Here is a 24024-nt window from a genome sequence, read left to right on the forward strand (position 1 = left end):
GGCCTCGACGGCATCCAGAACAAGATCCATCCGGGCGACCCGATGGACAAGAACCTCTACGACCTGCCGCCCGAGGAGCTGAAGGAAGTCCCGACGGTGTGCGGCTCGCTGCGCGAGGCCCTGGAGTCGCTCGCCGCCGACCACGACTTCCTGCTGAAGGGCGACGTCTTCACCAAGGACCAGATCGAGGCCTATCTCGAGCTGAAGTGGGAAGAGGTCCACGAGTACGAAATGACCCCCCACCCGATCGAGTTCAAAATGTACTACTCGGTCTGATCCGCCCCGGATCGGAACGTCGGAAGGGCCGCCCCGAGGGGCGGCCCTTTCTCGTTCGGGGCAAGCCGATATCGCCGGAGAGTTCGCGAGGACGAAGGCGGAAGACATGGTCGCCAGCGACGCGTTCGCGGAGTTCCTGGCCGAGCAGCTGGCGCCGCTCGGCCGCATCGCGATGCGGCGCATGTTCGGCAAGACCGGCATGTTCTGCGACGGCGTCATGCTCGGCATGGTGAGCGACAACGCGCTCTACCTTCGGGTCGACGACGGCAACCGGGCCGACTTCAATGAAGCGGCATCCTTTCCGCCACTCATACCAAGTCTGGTGGATGCGGAACGACCCCATCATCGATGCCGTTGCGTCCCTCGACTTCGCTCCGGATAAGGGACGTGATTGTTTTAATTGAATTTTCTCATGCCGATCGAAGTCTAGGGACGCACGGACGCTGGCCGGCACCATGAGTCATTGAGCTGCGGACTTGGTATCAACTACGAAGAGGTCGGCCGCCTGATCGACCTGTCCTTCTGGCGCGTCCCGGAGCGGCTGTTCGAGGAACCCGACGAACTCCTCGTCTGGGCGCGCTCGGCGCTGCGGGCGGCCCGGCGGGTGGCTGCAAGGCGATCACGGACCGCGCCGAGGGCACGCTCGGCATCGCGCTAGGCGCCGGTCCGGAAATCCGCCGCGAGCCGCCGGGCGAGCTCGGCATCCCGGAAGTCGGCGATCGTCCAGGCGGCACCGGCCGTGCGCAGCGCCTGGTCGTCGAGGCCGGTGCGGACGCCGATCGTCTCGATGCCGGCAGCGGCGGCGGCGGCCACGCCGGAGCGGGAATCCTCGAAGGCGAAGGCATGGTCGGGCGTGCTGCCGAGCCGCTCCAGCGCCGTCCGGTAGGGCAGCGGGTCCGGCTTGCCGCGCGCGATCTCGTCGCCGATGACGAGGACCGGAAAACGGTCGGCGAGGCCGAGCCCGCCCAGCATCAGTTCGGCGTTGGTGCGCGGCGCGTTGGTCACCACCGCCGTCTTCCAGCCGCTGCGCGCGGCGCGGGCGAGCAGTGCCGGCAGGCCCGGGGTCGGCACGAGGCGGCGGACCATGCCGCGGAACAGCCGCTCCTTGGCGTCGGCCAGCGCCGCGTGGGCGTCGGGCCGGTCGGGGAACATCCATTCCATGATGGCCGCGTTGGTCCGCCCCATCACCCGGTCCCGGTAGTCTTCGGCCGACAGCGCCCGCGGCGCCATCAGGCGGCGATAGGCCTCGAGGTGCAGTTCGTCGGTGTCGGTGAGGGTGCCGTCGAGATCGAAGAGCAGCGTGTCGCGGCGCATCGGGCCTGCCTGAAGGTGCGTCAGGCGCCGGCTATCCCACGCGCCAAGTCGCCGCGCAACTGTCCGGCATATTCGCGGAAGTCGACCTCCAGCGTGTAGCGGGCGGAGCCGACATAGCGGCGGGCGATCCGGGCCTTGTGGCGCGCAATCTCGCGGCGCATCGCCGCGGCGTCCGGCAGGCGGAGCGCGCCCGAAAACAGGGCGGCGAGCCAGCGGGCCTGGATTTCGACCAGCGGGATCGTCGGCCCGATCGGCTGGACGAGGCCGGCGAAGGCGAGGCCCGGCCGGTCGGGCGGCAGCATCCGCCGGTAGAGCGGCGCCTCCCCGTCGCGGACGGCGAAGACGTCCGGGGTGAGGAAGGGGAAGCTCGTGCGGTAGCCGGTGGCGTAGACGATGGCGTCGTAGCGTTCGACGGTGCCGTCGGCGAACGCGACCTCATGCCCGCGCAGTTCCCGGATGTCGGGCTTGATGGCGAGCCGGCCGTGCCCGATCGCCGGCAGCAGTTCCTGGCTGATCGTGGCGTGCTCGCGCCAGATCGGGTGCGCCGGCCGCGGCACGCCGTAGCGCCGCTGGTCGCCCTGGCTCAGCATCATCAGCCAGCGGATGGCGCCGCGCGCGACCGGCGTCGGCAGGCGCAGGCGTCGCGTCAGGAAGGCCGTCCAGCGGTCGGTGGGAATGCCGAGGATGTATTTCGGCGCGATCCAGGCGCTGCGCCGGGTCGACAGGTGGACCCGCCGCGCCCGCCGACCGAGGTCGCAGGCGATGTCGACGGCGGAATTGCCGATGCCGACCACCAGCACATCCTGGTCTTCGAACGGAGCGGCGGTGCGGTAGTGGTGGGAATGGATGGCGGTGCCGTCGAACTGCCCCGGAAAGTCGGGCCAGCGCGGGTCCCAGAGATGGCCGTTGGCGACCACCACCGCGTCGTACTCCGCGGCCTCGCCGCCCGCCAGGGTCACACGCCAGCGGCCATCGGCCGGCTCGACCGCGGTCACGGTGGTGCGGAAGCGGATGTGCGGCCGCACCGCGAAGCGGTCGGCATAGGCTTCGAGCCAGGCCAGCACCTGGGCGTGGGAGAGGAAGTCCGGCTGGTCGGCCGGAATCGGGAAATCCGGATATCCGAGGTTTCGCCGGCTGGTGTCGATGTGCAGGCTGCGATAGGCCGACGACATGCCGTTGTCGTTCTCGTAGCGCCACATGCCGCCGATGTCGCTGCCGGCCTCGAAGACCGTGACGTCGAGCCCGCGCTCCTTCAGCGCCTTGGCGACGGCGACTCCGGACGAGCCGGCGCCGATGACGGCGATCACGGAGACGGGACCGGGCGCGGCCGGCGATCCTCGCCGATCGCGACGTAGGTGAAGCGGCCCTCGGTCACCAGCACCCGCCGCACCGCGTCGCGGCGGATCACCCAGGCCTCGATATGAACCGCCATCGAGGTGCGGCCGAGCCGCTCGAGGTCGGCATAGCAGCACAGCACGTCGCCGACATAGACCGGCAGATGGAAGGCCATGGCGTCGATGGCGACGGTCGCCACCCGGCCGCGGGCGCGCTGCGAGGCGAAGATGCCGCCCGCCACGTCCATCTGCGACAGCAGCCAGCCGCCGAAGATGTCGCCGTTCGGATTGGCGTCGGCCGGCATCGCCAGCGTCCGGATCTGCAGCTCGCCGCGCGGCCGCCGTCCGTCCGCGTCCTCTCGCTCGGTCATCGCCCCTCCCCGATGCTCTCGATCACCATATCTCGTGGCCCTTGCCCCCGTCGCTGCCGATTCATAGGATCGCGCCGCCATGAAGGACCTGTTCGGGGGCAACCTCGCCCGCAAGACCCAGGACGACTACAGCGCCAAGGACATCGAGGTCCTGGAGGGGCTGGAGCCCGTCCGCCGCCGCCCCGGCATGTATATCGGCGGCACCGACGAGCGCGCCCTCCACCATCTCGCCGCCGAGGTGCTGGACAATGCGATGGACGAGGCGGTGGCCGGCCATGCCGGCCGCATCGAGCTGCAGCTCGCGGCCGACGGCACCCTCACCGTCCGCGACAACGGCCGCGGCATTCCGGTCGACCCCCATCCCAAGTTCAAGGACAAGTCGGCCCTCGAGGTCATCCTGACGACGCTGCATTCGGGCGGCAAGTTCTCGAACAAGGTCTACGAGACCTCGGGCGGCCTGCACGGCGTCGGCATCTCGGTGGTCAACGCGCTCTCCGACCGCCTGACCGTCGAGGTCGCGCGGGACCGGGTGCTGTGGGTGCAGGACTATGTCCGCGGCCACCCGACGGGCGAACTGCGCCAGGCGGGGCCGGTCGCCAACCGCCGCGGCACCACCGTCCGCTTCCATCCCGATCCGCAGATCTTCGGCGCCGCCGCCCGCTTCAAGCCGGCGACGCTGTTCCGCATGGCCCGGTCCAAGGCCTACCTCTACCGCGGAGTCGAGATCCGCTGGACCTGCGATGCCGCCCTCATCAAGGCCGACGATCCGACGCCGGCCGAGGCGACGCTGCATTTCCCGGCCGGCCTCGCGGACTTCCTGGCGGGCGCCATCGGCGAACGCCCGACCGTGACCGCGGCGCCGTTCCAGGGCGAGGCCCCCTTCCCCGATCAGGTCGGCCGCGTCGAGTGGGCGGTCACCTGGCTCGACGACGACGAGGGCTTCCTCAACTCCTACTGCAACACCATCCCGACGCCCGATGGCGGCACCCACGAGGCGGGCCTGCGCAACGCCCTGACCCGGGGCTTGCGCGCCTATGGCGAGCTGGTGGGGAACCGGCGCGCGGCCCAGGTCACGCCCGAGGACGTGATGGGCAGCTGCTGCGCCCTGCTCTCGGTCTTCCTCCGCGAACCCCAGTTCCAGGGCCAGACCAAGGACAAGCTGGCGACGGCCGAGGCGACCCGGCTCGTCGAGAACGCCCTCAAGGACCGGTTCGACCATTTCCTGTCGGGCGACCCGACCACGGCCACCCGGCTGCTCGAGCGCACGGTCGAGCGCGCCGAGGACCGGCTGCGCCGGCGCCAGGAGAAGGAGACCGAGCGCAAGTCGGCGACGCGGCGCCTGCGCCTGCCGGGCAAGCTGGCCGACTGCGCCCGCAGCGCCGCGGCCGGCACCGAGATCTTCCTGGTCGAAGGCGATTCGGCCGGCGGCTCGGCCAAGCAGGCACGCTCGCGCGAGACCCAGGCGGTGCTGCCGCTGCGCGGCAAGATCCTCAACGTCGCCTCGGCCTCGCTCGACAAGCTGCGCGGCAACCAGGAGCTCTCGGACCTGGTGCTGGCGCTCGGCTGCGGCACCGGCAAGAGCTTCGACCTCGCCAAGCTGCGCTACGAGCGGGTCGTCATCATGACCGATGCCGACGTCGACGGCGCCCACATCGCCTCGCTCCTGATGACCTACTTCTTCCGCGAGATGCCGAAGCTGGTCGAGGCCGGCCACCTCTACCTCGCCCTGCCGCCGCTCTATCGCCTCTCTCGCGGCGGCCAGACCGTCTATGCCCGCGACGACGCCCATCGCGAGGAACTGATGGCGACCGTGTTCAAGGGCGCGGGCAAGGTCGAGGTCAGCCGCTTCAAGGGGCTGGGCGAAATGCCGGCATCCCAGCTCAAGGAGACGACGATGGACCCGAAGCGGCGCACGCTGCTCCGGGTCCAGGTGCCCGATTCCGGACGCGACCCCGAGGCTGCCCGCGACACGACCGACCTCGTCGAGCGCCTGATGGGGCGGAAGCCGGAGCTGCGCTTCGCCTTCATCCAGGAGAATGCCCGCTTCGTCCGCGACCTCGACGTCTGAGCCTGCTATCGTTCCCGCATCCGGACCGCGGCGGAGAGCAGCGCCATGACTGCGACGCTCAACTTCATCATGGTGATGCTCGGCAGCGCGCTCGGCGGCGGCGCGCGCTATGCGATCGAACTGGCGTTTCCCTATAGCCCGCCGAACAGCAGCCTGCCGGTCGCGACCCTGGCCATCAACATCCTGGGTTCGCTGCTCGCCGGCATCTTCATCGGCCTATCGCTGCCGGGCGGCCCGCTCTATGCCAGCCGCAGCGCGCTCTTCCTGATCACCGGCATCTGCGGCGGCTTCACCACCTTCTCCGCCTTCAGCCTGCACACGCTGGCATTGATGCAGGAGGGCGAGCCCTATCTGGCGCTGATCTATGTCGCCCTGTCGGTCGTGCTCTGCGTCATCGCCGCCGGCCTCGGCTACCTGATCGGCGCCGAGATGTAGGGGCGTCAGGCGGCGGCGAGCCAGCCGCGCATGGCGGCGGCGACGGCGTCCGGCCGCTCCAGCGGCGCCAGGTGGCCACAGTCCTCGACCTCGACCAGGCGGGCGTGGGGAACGTGGTGGGCGATCTCCTCATGCAGCTCGGGCGGCGTCAGGGAATCCTGGCGCCCGCACAGGACCAGCGTCGGGCACGCGATCCGCGAGAGGTCCGCCACGCCGTCGGGGCGTCCCAGGATCGCCGTCTGCTGACGCAGGAACGCGTCCCGCCCGACGCGCTCGGCCATGCCCATGACGACGCCGACCAGGCTTTCGTCGCCAAGCCGGTCGGGATGCAGCAGGAGCGGCAGCAGCCGCGGCGTCACCCCCTTGAACCGCCCCTGGCGGGCGAGCCCGATCAGCCCGCGCCGCCGCTGCCGCTGTTCGTCGCTGTCGGCCCGGGCGCTGGTGTCGAGGAGCGCCAGCCGCACCACCCGCTCGGGGGCCCGGCGCATGATCTCCTGGGCGACGTAGCCGCCCATCGACAGGCCCGCCAGCGCGAATTGCCGGGGCGCCCAGGCCAGCACGCGCTCGGCCATGCCGGCCATCGTCTCGTCGAGCGTCAGGTCGGCGACGACGGCGGCCGCCTCCCCGGCGAGGGCATCCGTGATCGGCCGCCAGAGGGCGGCGTCACAAAGCAGACCCGGAAGGAGGACGAGTGGTTGGCGCATTCGCATGTGTCCTGTGCTTGCCAGGGCTTATGCAGAAAATGTCACGGCCGCAAGGAAACCTTGCCCGTGCGGCAAGGGATTATTTGACATTCGCCGCTCCCTACCCCACTTACAGGCACCGGACGCAGCGAACAGGCGCAAGTGCGCCGCGCGTCCCGGACTCCTCTCGCCAGTCGAGGCAATCGACCGTTTTGACCAGTTTCTCAGACCTGGGGCTCAGCCCCGAGCTGCTGCAGGCCGTCGCCGATTCCGGCTACACGCAGCCGACCCCGATCCAGGCGCAGGCCATTCCCTACGTCCTGATGGGGCGCGACGTCCTCGGTTGCGCCCAGACCGGCACCGGCAAGACCGCATCCTTCACCTTGCCGATGATCGACATCCTGGCCCAGGGCCGCGCCCGCGCCCGGATGCCCCGCTCGCTGATTCTCGAGCCGACCCGCGAGCTGGCGACCCAGGTCGCCGAGTCCTTCGACCGTTACGGCAAGCACCACAAGCTGAACCAGGCGCTGCTGATCGGCGGCGAATCGATGGGCGAGCAGGAGAAGAAGCTCGACCGTGGCGTCGACGTCCTGATCGCCACTCCCGGCCGGCTGATGGATCTCTTCGACCGCGGCAAGATCCTGATGAACGACGTCCGCACCCTCGTCATCGACGAGGCCGACCGGATGCTCGACATGGGCTTCATCCCGGACGTCGAGCGCATCGTCTCGCTCCTGCCGAAGATCCGCCAGACCCTCTTCTTCTCGGCCACAATGGCGCCGGAGATCCGGCGGCTCGCCGACGCCTTCCTGTCGAATCCGAAGGAAATCTCGGTCGCTCCGCCGGCCTCGCCGGCCAAGACGGTCGAGCAGTTCATGGCCGTGGTCGATCCGATGGACAAGCGCGAGACGCTGCGGCGGCTGATCCGCAGCGAGGACGTGCGCAGCGCCATCATCTTCTGCAACCGCAAGCGCGACGTCGACATCCTGTTCAAGTCGCTGCAGAAGCACGGCTTCGATGCCGCCGCCCTGCACGGCGACCTCGCGCAGTCGAAGCGGACGGAGACCCTGGAGGCCTTCAAGCGCAACGAGATCCGCCTCCTGGTGGCGAGCGACGTCGCCGCCCGCGGCCTCGATGTCGACTCCCTGTCGCACGTCTTCAATTTCGACGTCCCGCACCATGCGGAGGACTACGTCCATCGCATCGGCCGCACCGGCCGCGCCGGGAAGCAGGGCCGCGCCTACACGCTGGCGAGCCCAGAAGACGGCAGGAACGTCCAGGCCATCGAACGCCTGATCGGCAGTGCGATCCCCCGGGTCGACGTCGACGGCATCCCGACGCTCGAACTCTCCGACGAGGCGCCGGCCCGCGGCCGGCGGCGCACCGCCACGACCAAGGCGGCACCGCGACGCGACGCCGAACGCCGCCCGGCGCGCGAGCGGCGGCCGCGCAGCGCCGACAAGGCGACCCCGTCCGTCGTCGAGGAAGCGGTTGTCGCCGCGCCGCTCGAATCCGCCCAGCCGGAGCGTCGCCCGGATACCCGTCGCGAAGGCGGCCGGCGCCAGTCGGCGCGTTCCGAGGCCCCGCGCCCCGAAGCCGCCCGCAGCGGCGAGGCCCCGGCGCCGCGGCGCCCCGACCGTCGTCGCGAGGGACGTCCGGAAGCGGCCGAGGCGCGTCCCGCGCGGGCGCCGGTCGTCCCCTTCCGGCCGGAGCGCGACAACCAGCCCCAGCCGCACCGCCGCGAGCGCGAGCCGGACGACGTGCCGGTGCTGGCCTTCGGCGACCACACGCCGGCCTTCCTGCTGCGCGCCGCACCGCGCCGCGCCTGACGGGCGGCGGTCTCCGGGAGGGCGCGCATGCAGACGATCTTCGTCATGGTCAAGTGCGAGCTGGGACGGGCCTATGCCGTCGCCGACGCCGCAGTCATGGAGGTCGAGCAGGTCTCGGAGGTCCACTCGATCTCCGGCCAGTACGACCTGCTGCTGAAGTGCTACCTGCCGGACGGCGCCGATATCGGCCATTTCGTGACCGAGAAGATCCAGACCCTGGCCGGCATCAAGGACACCTTCACCCTGATCGCGTTCAAGGCGTTCTCCTGATCCATCCCTTGCGCTAAATTCCGCGGCCCGCCGCCGACGGCGGCCTGGAAAGGGAGAACGGGGATGCGGAAGCTGTTGGCGACGGCGATCGTGGGGGCTCTGGCATCGGCCATGCCCGCAGGCGCCCAGGACAGTCTGAAGGTCGGGTTCGTCGCCACCTTCTCGGGCCCCAACGCGGCGCTCGGCGAACATCTCTACCAGGGCTTCATGGTCGGGCTCGACCATGCCGGCGGCAGGCTCGGCGGCATGGCCACCGAGATCCTCAAGGAAGACGACCAGCTCAAGCCGGACGTCGGCGTCCAGGTGGTGCGCAAGCTGATCGACCGCGACAAGGTCGACGTCGTCACCGGCGTCGTCTTCTCGAACGTCATGATGGCGATCCACAAGCCGCTGACGGAATCGAAGACCCCGATGATCAGCGCCAATGCCGGCCCGTCGCCGATCGCCGGCAAGCTCTGCTCGCCCTACTTCTTCGCCGCCTCCTGGCAGAACGACCAGTCGCACGAGGCGGTCGGCCAGCATCTCCAGTCGAAGGGCGTCAAGCGGGTCTTCCTGATGGCGCCCAACTACCAGGCCGGCCGCGACGGCCTCGCCGGGTTCAAGCGCTACTTCAAGGGCGAGGTGCTGGGCGAGACCTACACCACCGTGAACCAGCCCGACTATTCCGCCGAGCTCGCGCAGATCCGCGCCGCCAAGCCGGAAGCCGTCTACGTCTTCTATCCCGGCGGCATGGGCGTCAACTTCGTCAAGCAGTACGCGCAGGCCGGCCTCGCCAAGGACGTCCCGCTGTTTTCCGCCTTCACCGTCGACGCGACGACGCTGGCCGCCCAGGGCGACGCCGCCGTCGGCACCTTCACCGCCGCATTCTGGACCGACGACCTCGACAACGCGGCCAGCAAGCGCTTCGTCGCCGACTATCGCAAGAAGTACGGCAGCACGCCCTCGACCTTCGCCGCCCAGGGCTACGATGCCGCGCGCCTGCTCGATGCGGCGGTCAAGGACGCCGGCGCCAAGGCGACCGACGGCGAGGCCCTGGCCGCCGCCATCCGCAAGGCGAAGTTCGACTCCGTCCGCGGCCCTTTCCGCTTCAACACCAACCACTTCCCGATCCATGACTTCTATCTCGTCGAGACGGTGAAGGCGCCCGACGGCACGCTGCGGCAGGTGAACCGTGGCGTCGTCTTCAAGGACCACGCCGACGCCTACGTCGCCGAATGCCCAATGAAGTGAGCCGGCACCGTCCCGCCGGGCCCCAGGGCGCCCGTCTCGCCTAGGGCGCCTTGGACCCGATCCTCGTCCTGACCCAGGCCCTCAACGGCCTCCAGCTCGGTGTCATGCTGTTCCTGATGGCGGCCGGGCTGACGCTCGTCTTCGGCATCATGGGGCTGGTCAACCTCGCGCACGGCTCGCTCTACATGGCCGGCGCCTATGCCATGGCCACCGCCTTCGCCTGGACCGGCTCGTTCCTGGCCGGGATCGGCGCGGCGCTGGCCGCGGCGGCGCTGGTCGGCGCCGTCCTCGAGGTCGCGGCCCTGCGCCGGCTCTACGACCGCGACCATCTCGACCAGGTGCTGGCGACCTTCGGCCTCATCCTCTTCTTCAACGAGCTGGCACGCCTGATCTGGGGGCCCGCGGCGCTCTTCGTCACCGTGCCGGCGGCGCTCTCGGGCACCGTCGAGATCCTGCCCGGCGCCCCCTACCCCGCCTATCGGCTGGCGGTGATCGGCATCGGGATCGCGGTGGCCGCCGGGCTCTATCTCCTCATCGCCCGCACCCGCCTCGGCATGCTGATCCGGGCCGGGGCCAGCAACCGCATCATGGTGGCCGCCCTCGGCGTCGACATCCGCCTGCTCTACACGCTGGTCTTCGCCCTGGGAGCGGCGCTGGCCGCGCTCGCCGGCGCCGTCGCTGCGCCGATCCTTTCGGTCGAGCCCGGCATGGGCGAGCCGGTGCTGATCCTGACCCTGGTGGTGATCGTCGTCGGCGGCATCGGCTCGATCCGGGGCGCCTTCGTGGCCGCCCTCCTGATCGGCTTCGTCGACACCATGGGCCGCGCCTTCCTGCCGGCCCTGCTGCGCGAGGTGGCGGCACCGGCGACCGCCAACGCCGTCGGCCCGGCGCTCGCCTCGATGCTGATCTACCTGACCATGGCGATCGTGCTCGCCGTGCGCCCACAGGGCCTCTTCGCCGCCCGTACCGGCTGAGGGGCAGGGCCTTGGCACGTTCCGCCGCCTGGGCGGCCCTCGTCGTGGCCGCGATCCTGCTGCCGCCGGCGGCCGAATTCTTCGGCCAGACCTACTATGTCGGCTTCGCCACCCGAGTCCTCGTCTTCGCGCTCGCGGCCGTCGCCCTCGACCTCATGCTGGGCTATGGCGGCATGGTCAGCCTCGGCCACGCCGCCTTCCTCGGCATCGGTGCCTACTCGGTCGGCATCTGGTCGAGCCACGGGGTGACGGCGGCCCCGGTCCACTGGGCGACCGCCGTCGCCGCGGGCGGCTTCTTCGCGCTCCTGACCGGGATGCTGGCGCTGCGGACGACCGGCGTCGCCTTCATCATGATCACGCTGGCCTTCGCCCAGATGCTCTATTTCCTCGCGGTCTCGCTGAAGAGCTACGGCGGCGACGACGGCCTGACGCTCTGGGAGTCCGCCAGGCTCGGTCCCTTCGACCTCGGCCACGACCCGACCCTCTACTGGGTGGCGCTCGCCTGGCTGGCCGGGGCCTTCGTTCTCTGCCGGCACCTCGTCGCCAGCCCCTTCGGACTGGTGCTGCAGGCCGGACGATCGAACGAGCGCCGGGCGCGGGCCCTGGGACTGGCGGTCGGCCGGCAGCGACTGGCGGCCTACGTCCTTTCGGGCGCGCTGACCAGCGTCGCGGGCTGCCTTCTCGTCCATGCGACCGATTTCGTCAGCCCCGCCTACATGGGCTGGCAGCGATCGGGCGAGTTGGTGGTGATGGTCATCCTCGGCGGCATCGGCACGCTGACCGGCGGCATCCTCGGGGCCGCCGCCCTGTTGCTGCTGGAAGAGATCCTGGCCGGGCTGACGCAGCACTGGATGCTGATCCTGGGCGCCCTGCTGGTCGCGATCGCGCTGGTCTCCCGCCAGGGCATGGCGGGGCTTCTGGCGCGTGCGTGGCGGCGGTCGTGACGGCGCTGCTCTCCGTCACCGGGTTGACGCGCCGGTACGGTGCGCTCGTCGCCGTCGACCAGGTGGATTTCGCGGTGGCCGCCGGCGAGGTCCATGCCGTCATCGGCCCGAACGGCGCCGGCAAGAGCAGCTTCCTCGCCATGCTGTCCGGCGAGGCGCGACCGGACGCCGGGACGATCCGGCTGGCGGGAGAGGACATCACCCGCATGGCCGCGGCCGCCCGGGCCCGCCGCGGCATCGGCCGCGCCTTCCAGACCACCGCCGTGCTGCGCGACTTCACGGTGCGGCGCAACGCCCTGCTGGCGGCCGTGGCCGCGCGCGGACGCGGCTTCGGCATCGGCCGCGCGGTCGACCGCGATCCCGAACTCCTCGCCGACGCCCGCACGCTCCTCGCCCATGTCGGCCTCGACGCGGCGGCGGACCGGCCGGCCGGGACGCTTGCCCATGGCCAGCAGCGGCGCCTGGAACTGGCCATGGCGCTCGCCGGCAGCCCGCGCCTGCTGCTGCTCGACGAGCCCACTGCCGGCGCCGGTCCGGAAGAATCGCGCGCCATGGTGGCGCTCCTGCAGACGATCCGGCGCGGCGAGATCCGCCTCGGCGACGGGCCGCCCCCGGCCATGGTGCTGGTCGAGCACGACCTCGACGCCGTCTTCGCCCTCGCCGACCGGATCACCGTGCTGGCGCAGGGCCGCGTCATCGCCTGCGGCCCGAGCGATGCCGTGCGCCGCGATCGGGCGGTGCGCCAGGCCTATCTCGGCGACGACGAATGAGTTCGGCACCGCTCCTCGACATCGCCGGCATCGAAGCCGGCTACGGCACGAGCCGGGTGCTGTTCGGCGTCGATCTCTCGGTGGCGGCCGGCTCGGCGGTGGCGCTCCTCGGGCGCAACGGCATGGGCAAGACGACGACGATCCGCGCCGCCCTCGGGCTGCTGCCCGCGACCGCCGGCCGCGTCCGCTTCGCCGGCCGCGACGTGACCGGGCAGCCGGCGCATCGCATCGCCCGCCTCGGGATCGGCCTCGTCCCCGAGGGGCGCCAGATCTTCCCCAACCTGACCGTACGGGAGAACCTGGTCGCCACGGCGCGCGCCGCTCCCGGCGGATGGACGATCGCCCGCGTCCACGACCTCTTTCCCCGGCTTGGCGAGCGCGCCGGAAATCTCGGCAGCGAACTGTCCGGCGGCGAGCAGCAGATGCTGGCGATCGGCCGGGCCCTGATGACGAACCCGCGCCTCCTCGTCCTCGACGAGGCGACGGAGGGCTTGGCGCCGCTGATCAGGCGCGAGATCTGGGCGGCGCTCGAGCGGCTGCGGGCGGGCGGCCTCGCCATCCTCGTCGTCGACAAGGACGTGGCGGCGCTCGCCCGCCTCTGCGACCACCACGCCGTCATCGAACGCGGCCGGATCGTCTGGCGCGGCAGCGCATCCGACTTGCTCGCCGCCCCGGAAGTGGCGCACCGTCACCTCGGCCTGGGTGCGCCCGGCACCTGAGCCGGCCCAGAATCGTCCGGAGGAAGACCGCCCATGCGCCGCGCCCTCGCCGCCGCCCTGACCATTGCCGCTGCCCTGCTGGCCGCCGGCCATGCCGCTGCCGCCTGCCCCGATGCCGCCGCGATCGATCGCTTCGTCCAGGACTACCGTGCGTTGAAGCCGGCCAAGAGCTTCGGGCCCGGCCTCTCCGTCGCCGACGGCCTCTGTGCCCAGAAGACGATCGTGGCGGCGCTGTCCGGCGATCTCGGTCGGCCGGTCGGCTACAAGGTCGGGCTCACCAACAAGGCGGTGCAGGAGCGCTTCAAGGTTCCCCATCCGGTCCGCGGCGTCCTGCTGGAGAAGATGCTGCTGCCGTCCGGCACGCGCGTCGCGGTGCCGTATGGGGCGATCCCCCTGATGGAAGCCGATCTCCTGGTCCGCGTCCGCGACGCCGCGATCAACACCGCGACCACCGACCAGGAACTGCTGCGCAGCCTGTCCGCCGTCGTTCCCTTCATCGAACTGCCGGATCTCGCCTTCGCCCAGGGCGAACTCCTGGACGGCGGCAACCTGACGGCGATCAACGTCGCCGCCCGGCTCGGCGTCGTCGGGCCGGACATCCCGGTCGAGAGCAGCGACGCCTTTGCTGCGGCACTCGCGGCGATGAAGATCACGATGCGCGACGACACCGGCAAGGTGCTGGCGGGATCGACCGGCGCCGCGGTCCTCGATCACCCGCTCAACGTGGTGCGCTGGCTGGCCGCCGACCTCAAGGCCGCCGGCCTCGCGCTGCAGCCGGGGGACATCGTCAGCCTCGGATCGTTCTCGCCCCTGCTGCCGGCGATGCCGGCGGTCGGCCGGACGATCACGGTCGACTATTCGGGGCTGCCGGGCGGTACCCGCAGCGTCACCATGACGCTCGCGGCCAAGGGCAGCTGAGCGGAAGAACCGGCCCCGTTCGCAGGGCGCCCGGTGGGCGCTGGACTGCGGCGGGGCCGGAGCGTCTTCCCGGCTGGAGCCACGTCAGCCGGTCGGCGGAACGGACGGGCCCGGTCAGCTCATCGCTGCGGGGGGCGCCGCCTTCGGAGCCGCGGCCTTCTTCTTGGCCGGAGCCTTCTTCGCAGCAGCCGCCGGCTTGGCGGCCGCCGCCTTCTTGGCCGGAGCCTTGGCCGCGGCCGGGGCGGCAGCGGCCTTCGCGGGGGCCTTCTTCGCCGCCGCGGGCTTGGCTGCGGCCGCCTTCTTCGCAGGGGCCTTTGCCGCTGCCGCCGGAGCGGCCGCCGCCTTGGCCGGGGCCTTCTTCGCCGCCGCCGCGGGCTTGGCTGCCGCGGCGGGCTTCGCCGCAGCCGCCTTCGGAGCCGCGGCCTTGGGAGCCGCGGCCTTCTTCGCCGCTGCGGGCTTTGCAGCCGCGGGCGCGGCCGCTGCCTTGGGGGCGGACTTCTTCGCCGGCGTCGCCTTCACGGCAGCCACCGCCTTCTTCGGGGCCGCTGCCTTTTCGGCCGGCTTGGCTGCCGCCGTTCCGGCCTTCTTCGCCGTGGTCTTGGTCGCTTTCATAGCCATGCTAGGGTCTCCCTGGATTGGGCAGTCCTAAGACCAGGCCTGCTGGTACAGGCCGACGATCTCCTCGGCGGTAGGAACGCGCGGGTTGTTGCCGGGCGAACCGGAGGCGAGCGCCTGCTGCGCCATCACGGGCAGCAGCGAATCCCAGCGCTCCTTCTCGATGCCGTAGGAACGCGGCGTGGGCACTTCCAATTCCTCGTTGAGACGCCGCAGCTCATCGAGGAGACGCGCCACCGCTGCCTGGTCTCCCTCCTCCACCCCGGCCGCGCCCATGGCTCTGGCGCAGTCGGCGTACCGGGAGAGCGCCGCACCGGCCGAGAAGGCCGTCACGGCGGGCAGCAGCATGGCGTTCGAAAGTCCGTGGGGCACATGGAAGAAGGCCCCGATCGGCCGGCTCATCCCGTGCACGAGCGCGACCGACGCGTTGGTGAAGGCGAGGCCGCCGAGCGTCGCGCCCAGCATCATCGCCTCGCGCGCGGCGCGGTCGCCGGGCTCGGCGCAGGCGCGGCGGATGTTGCGCGCGATCAGGCCCATGGCGCGGACCGCGTACATGTCCGACATCGGGTTGGCGCGCCGGCTGACATAGGCCTCGATGGCATGCGTCAGGCTGTCGATCCCGGTGTCCGCCGTCAGGCGCCGCGGCATCGTCATGGTCAGTTCGAAGTCGACCAGTGCCGCGGTCGGCACGCAGGGCAGCCCCGCGATCAGCATCTTCTCGTCGTTCGCCACGTCGGTGATGACGGTGAAGCGCGTGACCTCGGCCCCGGTTCCGGCGGTGGTCGGGATCGCCACCAGCGGCACGCCGATCTTCGGGATGTCGTTGGGCACCTTGTAGTCGCGCATGGCGCCGCCGTTCGCCGCCAGCACCGACATCGCCTTGGCGGTGTCGATCGGGCTGCCGCCGCCGAGCGCGACGATGCTGTCGTAGCCGCCAGCCTTCAGGACGGCAGCGCCCGCCGCGACCACGACGTCGGTCGGATCGGGGACCGTCTCGGCGAAAATGTCGTAGGCGATCCCGGCGTCCCGCAATGGCTTGATCGCACGATCAACGGTGCCGCTCGAAACCATCCATGGATCGGTGACGACGAGGGGCCGCTGTCCGCCGATGCGGCGCAGGACGGTGGCGACTTCACGGACGGCGCCGGCTCCGACCTGGATCAGACGTGGCTGTGTGATCTGTGCGACGGACATCTATTCGGGCTCTCGCATCGGTCGGACGATAATGCGATTCGAGCGATTCGACCAAAATATTCGTCAAGCGAAAACCGTCGCGGAGACTTGCGAACAACCGCTCCGGTTCGGATCGTTTCTGCCGCCGACTGGGCAGGCGGACGCGCGAGAAACGACCGCGACAGGCAGCCTGGAAGTGGTGCCCCGTCGCCACAATTCCGGCCACCTCCGGTGCTAGTCAGCGGGACGCCCGAGGGCCTAGTTTCGACGGCATCGAAGCATTCGTTTCCCATGGGAGGAATCCATGACCGAAGCCTTCATCTGCGATGCCGTGCGCACCCCGATCGGCCGCTACGGCGGCGTGCTTTCCGGCGTCCGCACCGACGACCTCGGTGCCGTGCCCATCAAGGCGCTGATGGCGCGCAATCCGGGCGTCGACTGGCAGGCCCTCGACGACGTCATCTACGGCTGCGCCAATCAGGCGGGCGAGGACAATCGCAACGTCGCGCGCATGTCGGCGCTGCTCGCCGGCCTGCCGACCGACGTTCCGGGCGCGACCGTGAACCGCCTCTGCGGTTCGGGCATGGACGCGATCGCGATGGCGGCGCGCGCGATCCGTTGCGGCGATGCCGAGATCGCCATCGCGGGCGGGGTCGAGAGCATGTCGCGCGCGCCCTTCGTCATGGGCAAGGCGGAGACCGCCTTCTCCCGCGATGCGCAGATCTACGACACCACCATCGGCTGGCGCTTCGTGAACCCGCTGATGAAGGCGCAGTACGGCATCGATTCCATGCCGGAGACGGCCGAGAACGTGGCCGAGGAGTTCCAGATCGCGCGTGCCGACCAGGATGCCTTCGCGCTGCGCAGCCAGCAGAAGGCAGTGGCCGCGCAGACGTCGGGCCGCCTCGCCAAGGAGATCGTCCCGGTGACCATCGCCCAGCGCAAGGGGCCGCCGACGGTGGTCGACACCGACGAGCACCCGCGCGGCGACACCACGCTCGAGGGCCTGGCGAAGCTGAAGGCGCCCTTCCGCGCCGGTGGCACCGTCACCGCCGGCAACGCGTCTGGCGTGAACGACGGCGCGGCCGCCCTCATCGTCGCCTCGGAGGCCGCCGCCCGGCGCCACGGGCTGACGCCGATCGCCCGCATCGTCACCGGCGGCAGCGCCGGCGTCGCGCCGCGCGTCATGGGCATCGGCCCGGTGCCGGCCGCCCGCAAGGTGCTCGACCGCCTCGGCCTCGGGGTCGGCCAGCTCGACGTCATCGAGCTCAACGAGGCGTTCGCGGCCCAGGCGCTCGCCGTCACCCGGCAACTCGGCCTCGCCGACGACGACCCGCGGGTCAACCCGAACGGCGGCGCCATCGCGCTCGGTCATCCGCTGGGCGCCAGCGGCGCGCGGCTGGTCGCCACCGCGACCTACCAGCTGCGGGAGACGGGCGGGCGCCGGGCGCTCTGCACGATGTGCATCGGCGTCGGCCAGGGGATCGCCATGGTGATCGAGCGCGTGTGATCCGGCGGACCGCGGACCGGGACGTTCGTCGGTCGAGGAACGTCCCGGAATAGCGAACGTTCGCAATTCGTTGATTGGTCGTGACGGTGTCCGGCCGCTACTGTGCCGCGAGATCCGGAGATGAGGAGCGATGGCGGAACCGACCCATGATGCGCAGCCGCGACGACGGCTCTGCCGTCGCGCGTTCATGGGCGGGCTCGCCGGGGCGGCAGCGGCGCTGGTCGCCCGATCGGCCGGCGCCCAGGCGCCCGAGGTCGATCGCGCCGGCCCGGTCCGGTTCTTCCGGATCGGCACCGGCGGTGCCGGCGGCACCTACTTCCCGATCGGCCGCATGCTGGCCTCCGCGATCAGCAATCCGCCCGGGTCCCGGCCCTGCGACAAGGGCGGAAGCTGCGGCGTGCCGGGGCTGATCGCGGTCGCCCAGTCGACCCAGGGCTCGGTCGAGAACCTGGCGCTGATGCAGGCCAAGCGGGTCGAGGCCGCGCTCTGCCAGGCCGACATCGCGCACTGGGCCTTCAAGGGCACGGGGCTCTACGAGGCCAAGGGGGCGATGACCTCGCTGCGCGCGGTCGCGTCTCTCTTCCGCGAGCCGGTGCATGTCGTCATCCGGCGCGACGACCGGATCGAGGCGATCGACGACCTCAAGGGCAAGCGCGTCGGCCTCGGCGAGGAATTCTCCGGCACGCGGGTCGACGCCCGGCTGGTGCTCGCCGCCCACGGCGTCCAGGAGAAGGACATCGAACCGCGCTTCCTGCGCACCGGTGCCGCCGCCGACGCGCTCCGCGACGGCAGCCTGGATGCCTTCTTCTTCATCGCCGGCTACCCGGTTTCGGCGATCGAGGAACTGGCCCGGCGGACGCCGATCCGGCTGCTGCCGGTGGTGCCGCCGCCGGCCAACCTACTGCGCGCGACCGGGCCCTTCTTCGTCGACACGACCATCCCCGAGGGGACCTACGAGGGCGTGCCGGCGGTCGCGACCGTCAGCGTGTCGGCGCTCTTCGTCGTCGACGCGGAACTGCCGGACCAACTGGTCCACGCCATCACCAAGGCGCTGTGGCATCCGAGCGCGCGCCGTCTCTTCGACGCGGGCCATCCCGAGGCCCGCAACATCCAGCTCCAGTCGGCGCGACAGGGCGTGGCGATCCCGTTCCACCCGGGCGCCGAGGCCTACTACGACGAGGTCAAGCTGGCGAAGTGATCGGCGCCGCGCCCTATGCCGGCTTGCGCAGATCGATCGTCCAGGTCCCTTCCGCCTCGCTCCAGCGCTCCAGCGTCAGGCCGGCCTGGGCGCACATCACCTCGAAGTCCTTGAGCGCGCCCGGATCCGTCGCGAGCACGCGCAGCAGTCCGCCGGGCGGCGTCCGGGCCAGCGCGCGGCGTGCCTTCAGTACCGGCAGGGGGCACTTGAGGCCGGAGGTGTCGAGTTCCTGGACGTCCATGGGCGGTTGGCTCCGATCAGCGGGCGAGCAGGTTGAAGAGGTGGATGCCGAAGACGAGGCAGCCGGTCAGTCCGCCGAACATGAGCCAGAACGGGTTGGCCTTGCCCGGCCGCCACGGGCGCCGGTCGTGCCACAGGCCGACGGCCAGCGTCCCGGCCGAGGCGGCGAAGCAGATCGCGGTGGGAGTGAGTGGCATCGCGGCGCCCGACGGTTGCGATTCGGTTGCAGTTGGTTGCCCGGGCGAATCCGCTAAGATCGCGGCCCCGCCCGCGACCCGGACCGAGTGATGAGTATCCAGGACATGTTCCGCACGGTGAAGGAGGAGGTCGACCTCTCCCCCACCGTCTCGGACGAGGTGAAGTATACCACCTGCTACATGTGCGCCTGCCGCTGCGGCATCAAGGTCCACCTGAAGGACGGGGCGGTCCGCTACATCGAGGGCAACCGCAACCATCCCGTGAACCGCGGCGTCCTGTGCGCCAAGGGCTCGGCCGGGATCATGACGCAGTACGCGCCGGCACGCCTGTCGCAGCCGCTGCTGCGCGTCGGCGAGCGCGGGTCGGGCGAGTTCAAGGCGATTTCCTGGGACGAGGCGATGGCGCTGGCCGAGACCTGGCTCGGCGACATCCGCCGCAGCGATCCGCGGCGGCTGGCCTTCTTCACCGGCCGCGACCAGAGCCAGGCGCTGACCGGCTGGTGGGCGAGCCAGTTCGGCACGCCCAACTATGCCGCCCACGGCGGCTTCTGCTCGGTCAACATGGCGGCGGCTGGGCTCTATACGATCGGCGGCTCGTTCTGGGAGTTCGGCGAACCGGACTGGCACCACACCCGCTACTTCCTGATGTTCGGCGTCGCCGAGGACCATGATTCCAACCCGATCAAGATCGGGCTCGGGCACCTCAAGGGGCGTGGCGCCAAGTTCGTCTCGGTCAATCCGGTGCGCACCGGCTACTCGGCGATCGCCGACGAGTGGGTCGGCATCCGGCCCGGCACCGACGGGCTCTTCGTCCTGGCGCTGATCCACGAGCTGCTGCGGGCGGACCGGGTCGACCTCGACTACCTCGCCCGCTACACCAACGCCCACTGGCTGGTGATCCGCGCACCCGGCACCGCCGAGGACGGGCTCTTCGCCCGCGACGGCGAGGGCAAGCCGCTGTGCTGGGACCGCACCCGCGACGGCGTCGCCGACGCCATGTCGGCCGACGTCTCGCCCGCCATGGTCGGCCAGCGCACGCTGCCAGACGGCCGGGAGGCGGTGCCGGCCTTCCAGCTCCTGGCCGAACGCTACCTCGTGCCCGAGTACGCGCCCGACGCCGTCGCCGACCGCTGCGGCGTGCCGGCCCCCACCATCCGCCGGATCGCGGCCGAACTCGCCCATGCCGCCTTTGAGGAGGAGGTGGTGATCGAGCAGCCGTGGACCGACTGGGCCGGACGCCGCCACGAGCGCATGGTCGGCCGGCCGGTGGCGATGCACGCCATGCGCGGCATCTCGGCGCACTCGAACGGCTTCCACACCTGCCGCGCCATCCACCTGCTGCAGATGCTGCTGGGCAGCATCGATACCCCCGGCGGGTTCCGCTACAAGCCGCCATTCCCCCGCCCCTGCCCGCCGCCGATCAAGCCCGCCGGCAAGCCCGGCACGATCGAGCCCGGCAAGCCGATGGCGGGGCCGCCGCTCGGCTTCGTCACCGGGCCGGAGGACCTGCTGGTCGAGGCCGACGGCACGCCCGCACGTATCGACAAGGCCTACTCGTGGGAGGCGCCGATGGCCGCCCACGGGATGATGCACATGGTCATCACCAACGCCTGGAAGGGTGACCCCTACCCGATCGACACCCTCTTCATGTTCATGGCGAACATGAGCTGGAACTCGGCGATGAACGTGCCCGGCACGATCGCCATGCTGACCGACAGGAACCCGGAGACGGGCGAGTACAAGATCCCGCGGATCATCTACTCGGATGCCTATGCGTCGGAGATGGTCGCCTATGCCGACCTGATCCTGCCGGACACGACCTACCTCGAGCGTCACGACTGCATCTCGCTGCTCGACCGCCCGATCTGCGACGCCGACGGCGCGGCGGACGCGATCCGCCAGCCGGTGGTCGAACCCGACCGCGACGTCCGTCCGTTCCAGAACGTGCTGATCGAACTCGGCGCCCGCCTCGGACTGCCCGGGCTGGTGAAGCCGGACGGCAGCCCGCGCTATCCCGGCCTCTACCCGGACTACCTCGCCAACCACGAGCGCGCGCCCGGGATCGGGATGCTGGCCGGCTGGCGCGGCGAGAACGGCGAGACCGAGGGCCGCGGCGCGCCCAACCCGAAGCAGGTCGAGGCCTACATCGCCAACCAGTGCTTCTGGCGCCACGAGTTCGCGCCCGAGGAACGCTACTACAAGCACGCCAACAAGGCCTACCTGGAGAAGGCCGCACGCTTCGGCTTCATCGGCGCCGCCAATCCCATCGTGCTGCAGCTCTATTCAGAGGTGCTGCAGCGCTTCCGTCTCGCCGCCGAGGGCCACGGCACGGTGCAGCCGCCCGAGCGCCATCGCGAGCGCGTGCGTCGGCATTTCGACCCGCTACCGATCTGGTATGCACCGTTCGAGCACGCCGCGATCGACCCGGCGGAGTTCCCGCTGCATGCCGTCACCCAGCGGCCGGCCGCGATGTACCACTCCTGGGGATCGATGAACGCCTGGTTGCGGCAGATCCACGGCCGCAACCGCCTGCACATGAACCGGGTCACGGCCGAGGGCCTCGGCATCGCCGACGACGACTGGGTCACGGTGACGAGCCATCATGGCCGCATCACCGTGCAGGCGAAGCTGATGGAGGGCGTCGAACCCGGCACCGTCTGGACCTGGAACGCGATCGGCAAGCGGTCGGGCACCTGGAACCTCGCGCCCGACGCGGCCGAGAGCCGCAAGGGTTTCCTCCTCAACCATGTCATCTCGGAGCTGCTGCCGCCGGAGGAGGACGGGCTGCGCTACGCCAACGCCGACCCGGTCACCGGCCAGGCGGCGTGGTACGACCTCCGGGTGCGGGTCGAGAAGGCGGCAGTGCCGGTGCCGGCGACCGAACCCGCCTTCCCGACCCTGCCGAAGCCGCCCGGCATGGCCGAGGCGCCGACGATGAACCGCTTCGGCAGCCTCTTCCGCCGCCGGAGGGCCGGCCGATGACCAGCCTGCCCCAGCCCGGTACGCGCAAGCTCGGGCTCGTCATCGACCTCGACATCTGCGTCGGCTGCCATGCCTGCGCGGTCAACTGCAAGGAATGGAACACCGGTGGGCACGCCGCACCGCTGACCGACCGCGATCCCTACGGCAGCGACCCGGCCGGCGTCTGGTTCAACCGCATCCACAGCTTCGAGGCGGGCGACGGCGCGGCCGGCCGCACCGTCCACTTCCCGAAATCCTGCCTGCATTGCGAGACGCCGGCCTGCGTCGAGGTCTGCCCGACCGGCGCCTCCTACAAGCGCAGCGAGGACGGGATCGTCCTCGTCAACGAGGATCTCTGCATCGGCTGCAAGCTGTGCTCGTGGGCCTGCCCCTACGGCGCGCGCGAATACGACTGGGACCAGGGCGTGATGAAGAAATGCACGCTCTGCATCGACCGCATCTACAACGAGAACCTGCAGCAGGAGGAGCGCGTCCCCGCCTGCGTCTCGACCTGCCCGGCCTCGGCCCGGCATTTCGGCGACCTCGGCGACCCGGACAGCAAGGTCTCGACCATCGTGCGCGAGCGCGGCGGCTACGACCTGTTGCCGGAGCTGGGATACAAGCCGGTCAACAAGTACCTGCCGCCGCGCGGCGCGCGCACCGCGGCCGGCACGACCGGTGCCGCAGCCGAGCTCGCCCCCGTCGTCAAGGCGCAGCCCGGCGGCTTCCTCCATTGGATCGACCGCATCCTCTCGCGATAGGCGCCCCTGCCCGTGCATCCCGCCCTTTCCGTCATCGTCTTCACGACGGCGTCCGGCGCCGGCTACGGCCTGCTGGCGCTCGTCGGCATCCTGGCGCCGCTCGGCTTCCTGCCGACCGGCAGCGGCTTCGGCCTCGCGGCGACGGCGCTGGCGCTGGCCGCCATCGCCGGCGGCCTCGCGTCCTCGACGCTCCATCTCGGCCATCCCGAGCGGGCCTGGCGGGCCTTGTCGCAATGGCGCAGTTCCTGGCTCTCGCGCGAGGGGCTGCTCGCCGTCCTGACCTTCGTCCCGGCCGGCCTCTTCGCCGCGCTCTGGGTGCTGGGCGGCGCGGTGTCGCCGGTATGGGGCGTGCTGTCGGCGATCGGCGCCACCGTCACCGTCTACAGCACGGCCATGATCTACGCGTCGCTCAAGCCCGTGCAGCGCTGGAACAATGGCTGGGTCGCGCCGAACTACCTCGCCATGGCGGCGATGACCGGGGCGGTCTGGCTGCACCTCGTCTGCCGTCTGTTCGGCTGGCCGTCCGACATCGTCGCCGGCATCGCCATCGTCGCGACGCTCACGGCGCTGCTGCTGAAGCTCGGCTACTGGCGCTTCATCGACGGCTCGGCCGCCGCCAGCACGCCCGAGAGTGCGACCGGCCTCGGCCGCATCGGCAAGGTGCGGTTGCTGGAGGCGCCGCACACGTCCGAGAACTACCTGCTCGAGGAGATGGGCTTCCGCATCGCCCGCAAGCACGCCACCGCCCTGCGCCGGATCGCGCTGCTCGCCGGCTTCGTGTTGCCGCTGCTGCTGACACTGATCGCCCTGCTGATCCCGGGCCCGGCCGGCGCCCTGGCGGCCCTGCTGGCCGCCCCGGCGGCCATCGCCGGCGTGCTCGTCGAACGCTGGCTCTTCTTCGCCGAGGCCCGGCACACGGTCACCCTCTACTACGGGGCCCGGGTCGCCTGAGAATTTGCGCCGATCCGCGAAGTGGTGATTGACGCCCTCGCCGATCGGCTCAACTATCCCGCGCGACAGTGTGCTGGTGCGTCGCAGTGGCGCCGCCGGCGATCGACACGCCGGGGGGCGACATGGCGCAGTTCAATCTTGGGGCGGGGCCGCAGTTCTTCGGCGCCGACAGCAGCACCGGCGCGGACACGATCTTCGGCGAGGGCGGCGCCGACACGATCGAGGCCGGCTCCGACGACGATCTGATCTATGGCGGCACCGAGGACGACAGCCTCTTCGGCGA

The 24024-nt window shown here is 70.9% G+C and carries 25 protein-coding genes and 2 pseudogenes; 19 read left to right on the top strand and 8 right to left on the bottom strand.

Translation table 11 applies throughout. From position 1 onward, the window contains the following. The 3 genes and pseudogenes from glnA to ACE3Q3_RS12095 all read left to right on the top strand — a co-directional run. Positions 1-276: pseudogene (gene glnA, locus ACE3Q3_RS12085) on the top strand (glutamine synthetase); the annotation flags it as partial. Between the two features lie 106 nt (positions 277-382). Further along, complete coding sequence (locus tag ACE3Q3_RS12090) at positions 383-658, top strand: TfoX/Sxy family protein (protein ID WP_374446310.1); 276 nt, start codon at positions 383-385, stop codon at positions 656-658. 81 nt (positions 659-739) lie between these two features. Continuing rightward, positions 740-934: a hypothetical protein gene (locus ACE3Q3_RS12095; RefSeq protein ID WP_374446313.1), complete on the top strand. Its 195-nt coding sequence runs from the start codon at positions 740-742 to the stop codon at positions 932-934. Here the strand turns inward: ACE3Q3_RS12095 and ACE3Q3_RS12100 are convergent. From ACE3Q3_RS12100 to ACE3Q3_RS12110, 3 genes are read right to left on the bottom strand one after another with little or no spacing between them, the layout of a single operon-like run. Then, positions 931-1590 carry an HAD family hydrolase gene (locus ACE3Q3_RS12100; RefSeq protein ID WP_374446316.1) on the bottom strand — a complete coding sequence of 220 codons (660 nt, stop codon included), beginning with the start codon at positions 1588-1590 and terminating at the stop codon, positions 931-933. The genes ACE3Q3_RS12095 and ACE3Q3_RS12100 overlap by 4 nt on opposite strands. A 20-nt stretch (positions 1591-1610) precedes the next feature. Next, the gene (locus ACE3Q3_RS12105; RefSeq protein ID WP_374446319.1) at positions 1611-2897 is read right to left on the bottom strand and encodes a flavin-containing monooxygenase; all 1287 of its coding nucleotides are present in this window, start codon (positions 2895-2897) and stop codon (positions 1611-1613) included. Next, positions 2894-3295 (bottom strand): acyl-CoA thioesterase, encoded by a 402-nt coding sequence (locus tag ACE3Q3_RS12110; RefSeq protein ID WP_374446322.1) that lies wholly within the window; start codon positions 3293-3295, stop codon positions 2894-2896. The genes ACE3Q3_RS12105 and ACE3Q3_RS12110 overlap by 4 nt, the downstream gene beginning before the upstream one ends. A 79-nt stretch (positions 3296-3374) precedes the next feature. On the opposite strand from ACE3Q3_RS12110, the gene parE reads away from it, so the two are divergent. Next, complete coding sequence (parE, locus tag ACE3Q3_RS12115; protein ID WP_374446323.1) at positions 3375-5363, top strand: DNA topoisomerase IV subunit B; 1989 nt, start codon at positions 3375-3377, stop codon at positions 5361-5363. 45 nt (positions 5364-5408) lie between these two features. Further along, positions 5409-5798, top strand: coding sequence for a CrcB family protein (locus ACE3Q3_RS12120; RefSeq protein WP_374446327.1), 390 nt, complete (start codon positions 5409-5411; stop codon positions 5796-5798). Positions 5799-5803: 5 nt separating this feature from the next. On the opposite strand, the gene ACE3Q3_RS12125 is transcribed toward ACE3Q3_RS12120, so the two are convergent. Further along, positions 5804-6502: an alpha/beta fold hydrolase gene (locus ACE3Q3_RS12125; RefSeq protein ID WP_374446329.1), complete on the bottom strand. Its 699-nt coding sequence runs from the start codon at positions 6500-6502 to the stop codon at positions 5804-5806. A gap of 38 nt (positions 6503-6540) precedes the next feature. On the opposite strand from ACE3Q3_RS12125, the gene ACE3Q3_RS12130 reads away from it, so the two are divergent. From ACE3Q3_RS12130 to ACE3Q3_RS12165, 8 genes are all read left to right on the top strand, one after another. After that, entirely contained in the window at positions 6541-8310 is a 1770-nt protein-coding gene (locus ACE3Q3_RS12130) for a DEAD/DEAH box helicase (RefSeq protein ID WP_374446333.1), read from the top strand. Between the two features lie 27 nt (positions 8311-8337). Next, positions 8338-8580 carry an Lrp/AsnC ligand binding domain-containing protein gene (locus ACE3Q3_RS12135; RefSeq protein ID WP_374446334.1) on the top strand — a complete coding sequence of 81 codons (243 nt, stop codon included), beginning with the start codon at positions 8338-8340 and terminating at the stop codon, positions 8578-8580. 63 nt (positions 8581-8643) lie between these two features. Continuing rightward, positions 8644-9810 (top strand): ABC transporter substrate-binding protein, encoded by a 1167-nt coding sequence (locus ACE3Q3_RS12140; RefSeq protein ID WP_374446337.1) that lies wholly within the window; start codon positions 8644-8646, stop codon positions 9808-9810. Between the two features lie 50 nt (positions 9811-9860). Next, positions 9861-10784: a branched-chain amino acid ABC transporter permease gene (locus ACE3Q3_RS12145; protein WP_374446340.1), complete on the top strand. Its 924-nt coding sequence runs from the start codon at positions 9861-9863 to the stop codon at positions 10782-10784. A gap of 11 nt (positions 10785-10795) precedes the next feature. Beyond that, positions 10796-11728: a branched-chain amino acid ABC transporter permease gene (locus ACE3Q3_RS12150; protein WP_374446343.1), complete on the top strand. Its 933-nt coding sequence runs from the start codon at positions 10796-10798 to the stop codon at positions 11726-11728. Beyond that, positions 11725-12498: an ABC transporter ATP-binding protein gene (locus tag ACE3Q3_RS12155; protein WP_374446345.1), complete on the top strand. Its 774-nt coding sequence runs from the start codon at positions 11725-11727 to the stop codon at positions 12496-12498. Before ACE3Q3_RS12150 ends, ACE3Q3_RS12155 begins: the two co-directional genes overlap by 4 nt. After that, entirely contained in the window at positions 12495-13217 is a 723-nt protein-coding gene (locus ACE3Q3_RS12160) for an ABC transporter ATP-binding protein (protein ID WP_374446348.1), read from the top strand. The genes ACE3Q3_RS12155 and ACE3Q3_RS12160 overlap by 4 nt, the downstream gene beginning before the upstream one ends. Positions 13218-13250: 33 nt before the next feature. Next, complete coding sequence (locus ACE3Q3_RS12165) at positions 13251-14135, top strand: 2-keto-4-pentenoate hydratase (RefSeq protein ID WP_374446351.1); 885 nt, start codon at positions 13251-13253, stop codon at positions 14133-14135. 114 nt (positions 14136-14249) lie between these two features. Here the strand turns inward: ACE3Q3_RS12165 and ACE3Q3_RS12170 are convergent, their stop codons facing one another. Both ACE3Q3_RS12170 and ACE3Q3_RS12175 read right to left on the bottom strand, forming a co-directional pair. Next, entirely contained in the window at positions 14250-14747 is a 498-nt protein-coding gene (locus ACE3Q3_RS12170) for a hypothetical protein (protein ID WP_374446353.1), read from the bottom strand. 33 nt (positions 14748-14780) lie between these two features. Continuing rightward, complete coding sequence (locus tag ACE3Q3_RS12175) at positions 14781-15944, bottom strand: iron-containing alcohol dehydrogenase (RefSeq protein WP_374446355.1); 1164 nt, start codon at positions 15942-15944, stop codon at positions 14781-14783. Positions 15945-16227: 283 nt separating this feature from the next. Between ACE3Q3_RS12175 and pcaF the strand changes: the two genes are divergently transcribed. Together pcaF and ACE3Q3_RS12185 are read left to right on the top strand one after the other, a co-directional pair. After that, positions 16228-17433 carry a 3-oxoadipyl-CoA thiolase gene (pcaF, locus tag ACE3Q3_RS12180; protein WP_374446357.1) on the top strand — a complete coding sequence of 402 codons (1206 nt, stop codon included), beginning with the start codon at positions 16228-16230 and terminating at the stop codon, positions 17431-17433. A gap of 130 nt (positions 17434-17563) precedes the next feature. After that, the gene (locus ACE3Q3_RS12185; RefSeq protein ID WP_374446359.1) at positions 17564-18631 is read left to right on the top strand and encodes a TAXI family TRAP transporter solute-binding subunit; all 1068 of its coding nucleotides are present in this window, start codon (positions 17564-17566) and stop codon (positions 18629-18631) included. 13 nt (positions 18632-18644) lie between these two features. Here ACE3Q3_RS12185 and ACE3Q3_RS12190 read toward each other — a convergent pair whose 3' ends face one another. Together ACE3Q3_RS12190 and ACE3Q3_RS12195 are read right to left on the bottom strand one after the other, a co-directional pair. Further along, entirely contained in the window at positions 18645-18872 is a 228-nt protein-coding gene (locus ACE3Q3_RS12190) for a sulfurtransferase TusA family protein (protein ID WP_374446361.1), read from the bottom strand. A gap of 16 nt (positions 18873-18888) precedes the next feature. Next, positions 18889-19068, bottom strand: a complete 180-nt coding sequence (locus ACE3Q3_RS12195) for a hypothetical protein (RefSeq protein ID WP_374446363.1) — start codon at positions 19066-19068, stop codon at positions 18889-18891. A gap of 90 nt (positions 19069-19158) precedes the next feature. On the opposite strand from ACE3Q3_RS12195, the gene ACE3Q3_RS12200 reads away from it, so the two are divergent. The 4 genes and pseudogenes from ACE3Q3_RS12200 to ACE3Q3_RS12215 form a co-directional block, all read left to right on the top strand. After that, the gene (locus ACE3Q3_RS12200) at positions 19159-22050 is read left to right on the top strand and encodes a molybdopterin oxidoreductase family protein (protein ID WP_374446371.1); all 2892 of its coding nucleotides are present in this window, start codon (positions 19159-19161) and stop codon (positions 22048-22050) included. Beyond that, complete coding sequence (locus tag ACE3Q3_RS12205) at positions 22047-22790, top strand: 4Fe-4S dicluster domain-containing protein (RefSeq protein WP_374446373.1); 744 nt, start codon at positions 22047-22049, stop codon at positions 22788-22790. The genes ACE3Q3_RS12200 and ACE3Q3_RS12205 overlap by 4 nt, the downstream gene beginning before the upstream one ends. A 12-nt stretch (positions 22791-22802) precedes the next feature. Further along, complete coding sequence (locus ACE3Q3_RS12210; protein ID WP_374446375.1) at positions 22803-23741, top strand: dimethyl sulfoxide reductase anchor subunit family protein; 939 nt, start codon at positions 22803-22805, stop codon at positions 23739-23741. A 122-nt stretch (positions 23742-23863) separates the two neighbouring features. Further along, positions 23864-24024, top strand: a pseudogene (locus ACE3Q3_RS12215) (hypothetical protein); the annotation flags it as partial.

Source organism: Allostella sp., assembly GCF_041913585.1.
GTDB lineage: Bacteria > Pseudomonadota > Alphaproteobacteria > ATCC43930 > Allostellaceae > Allostella.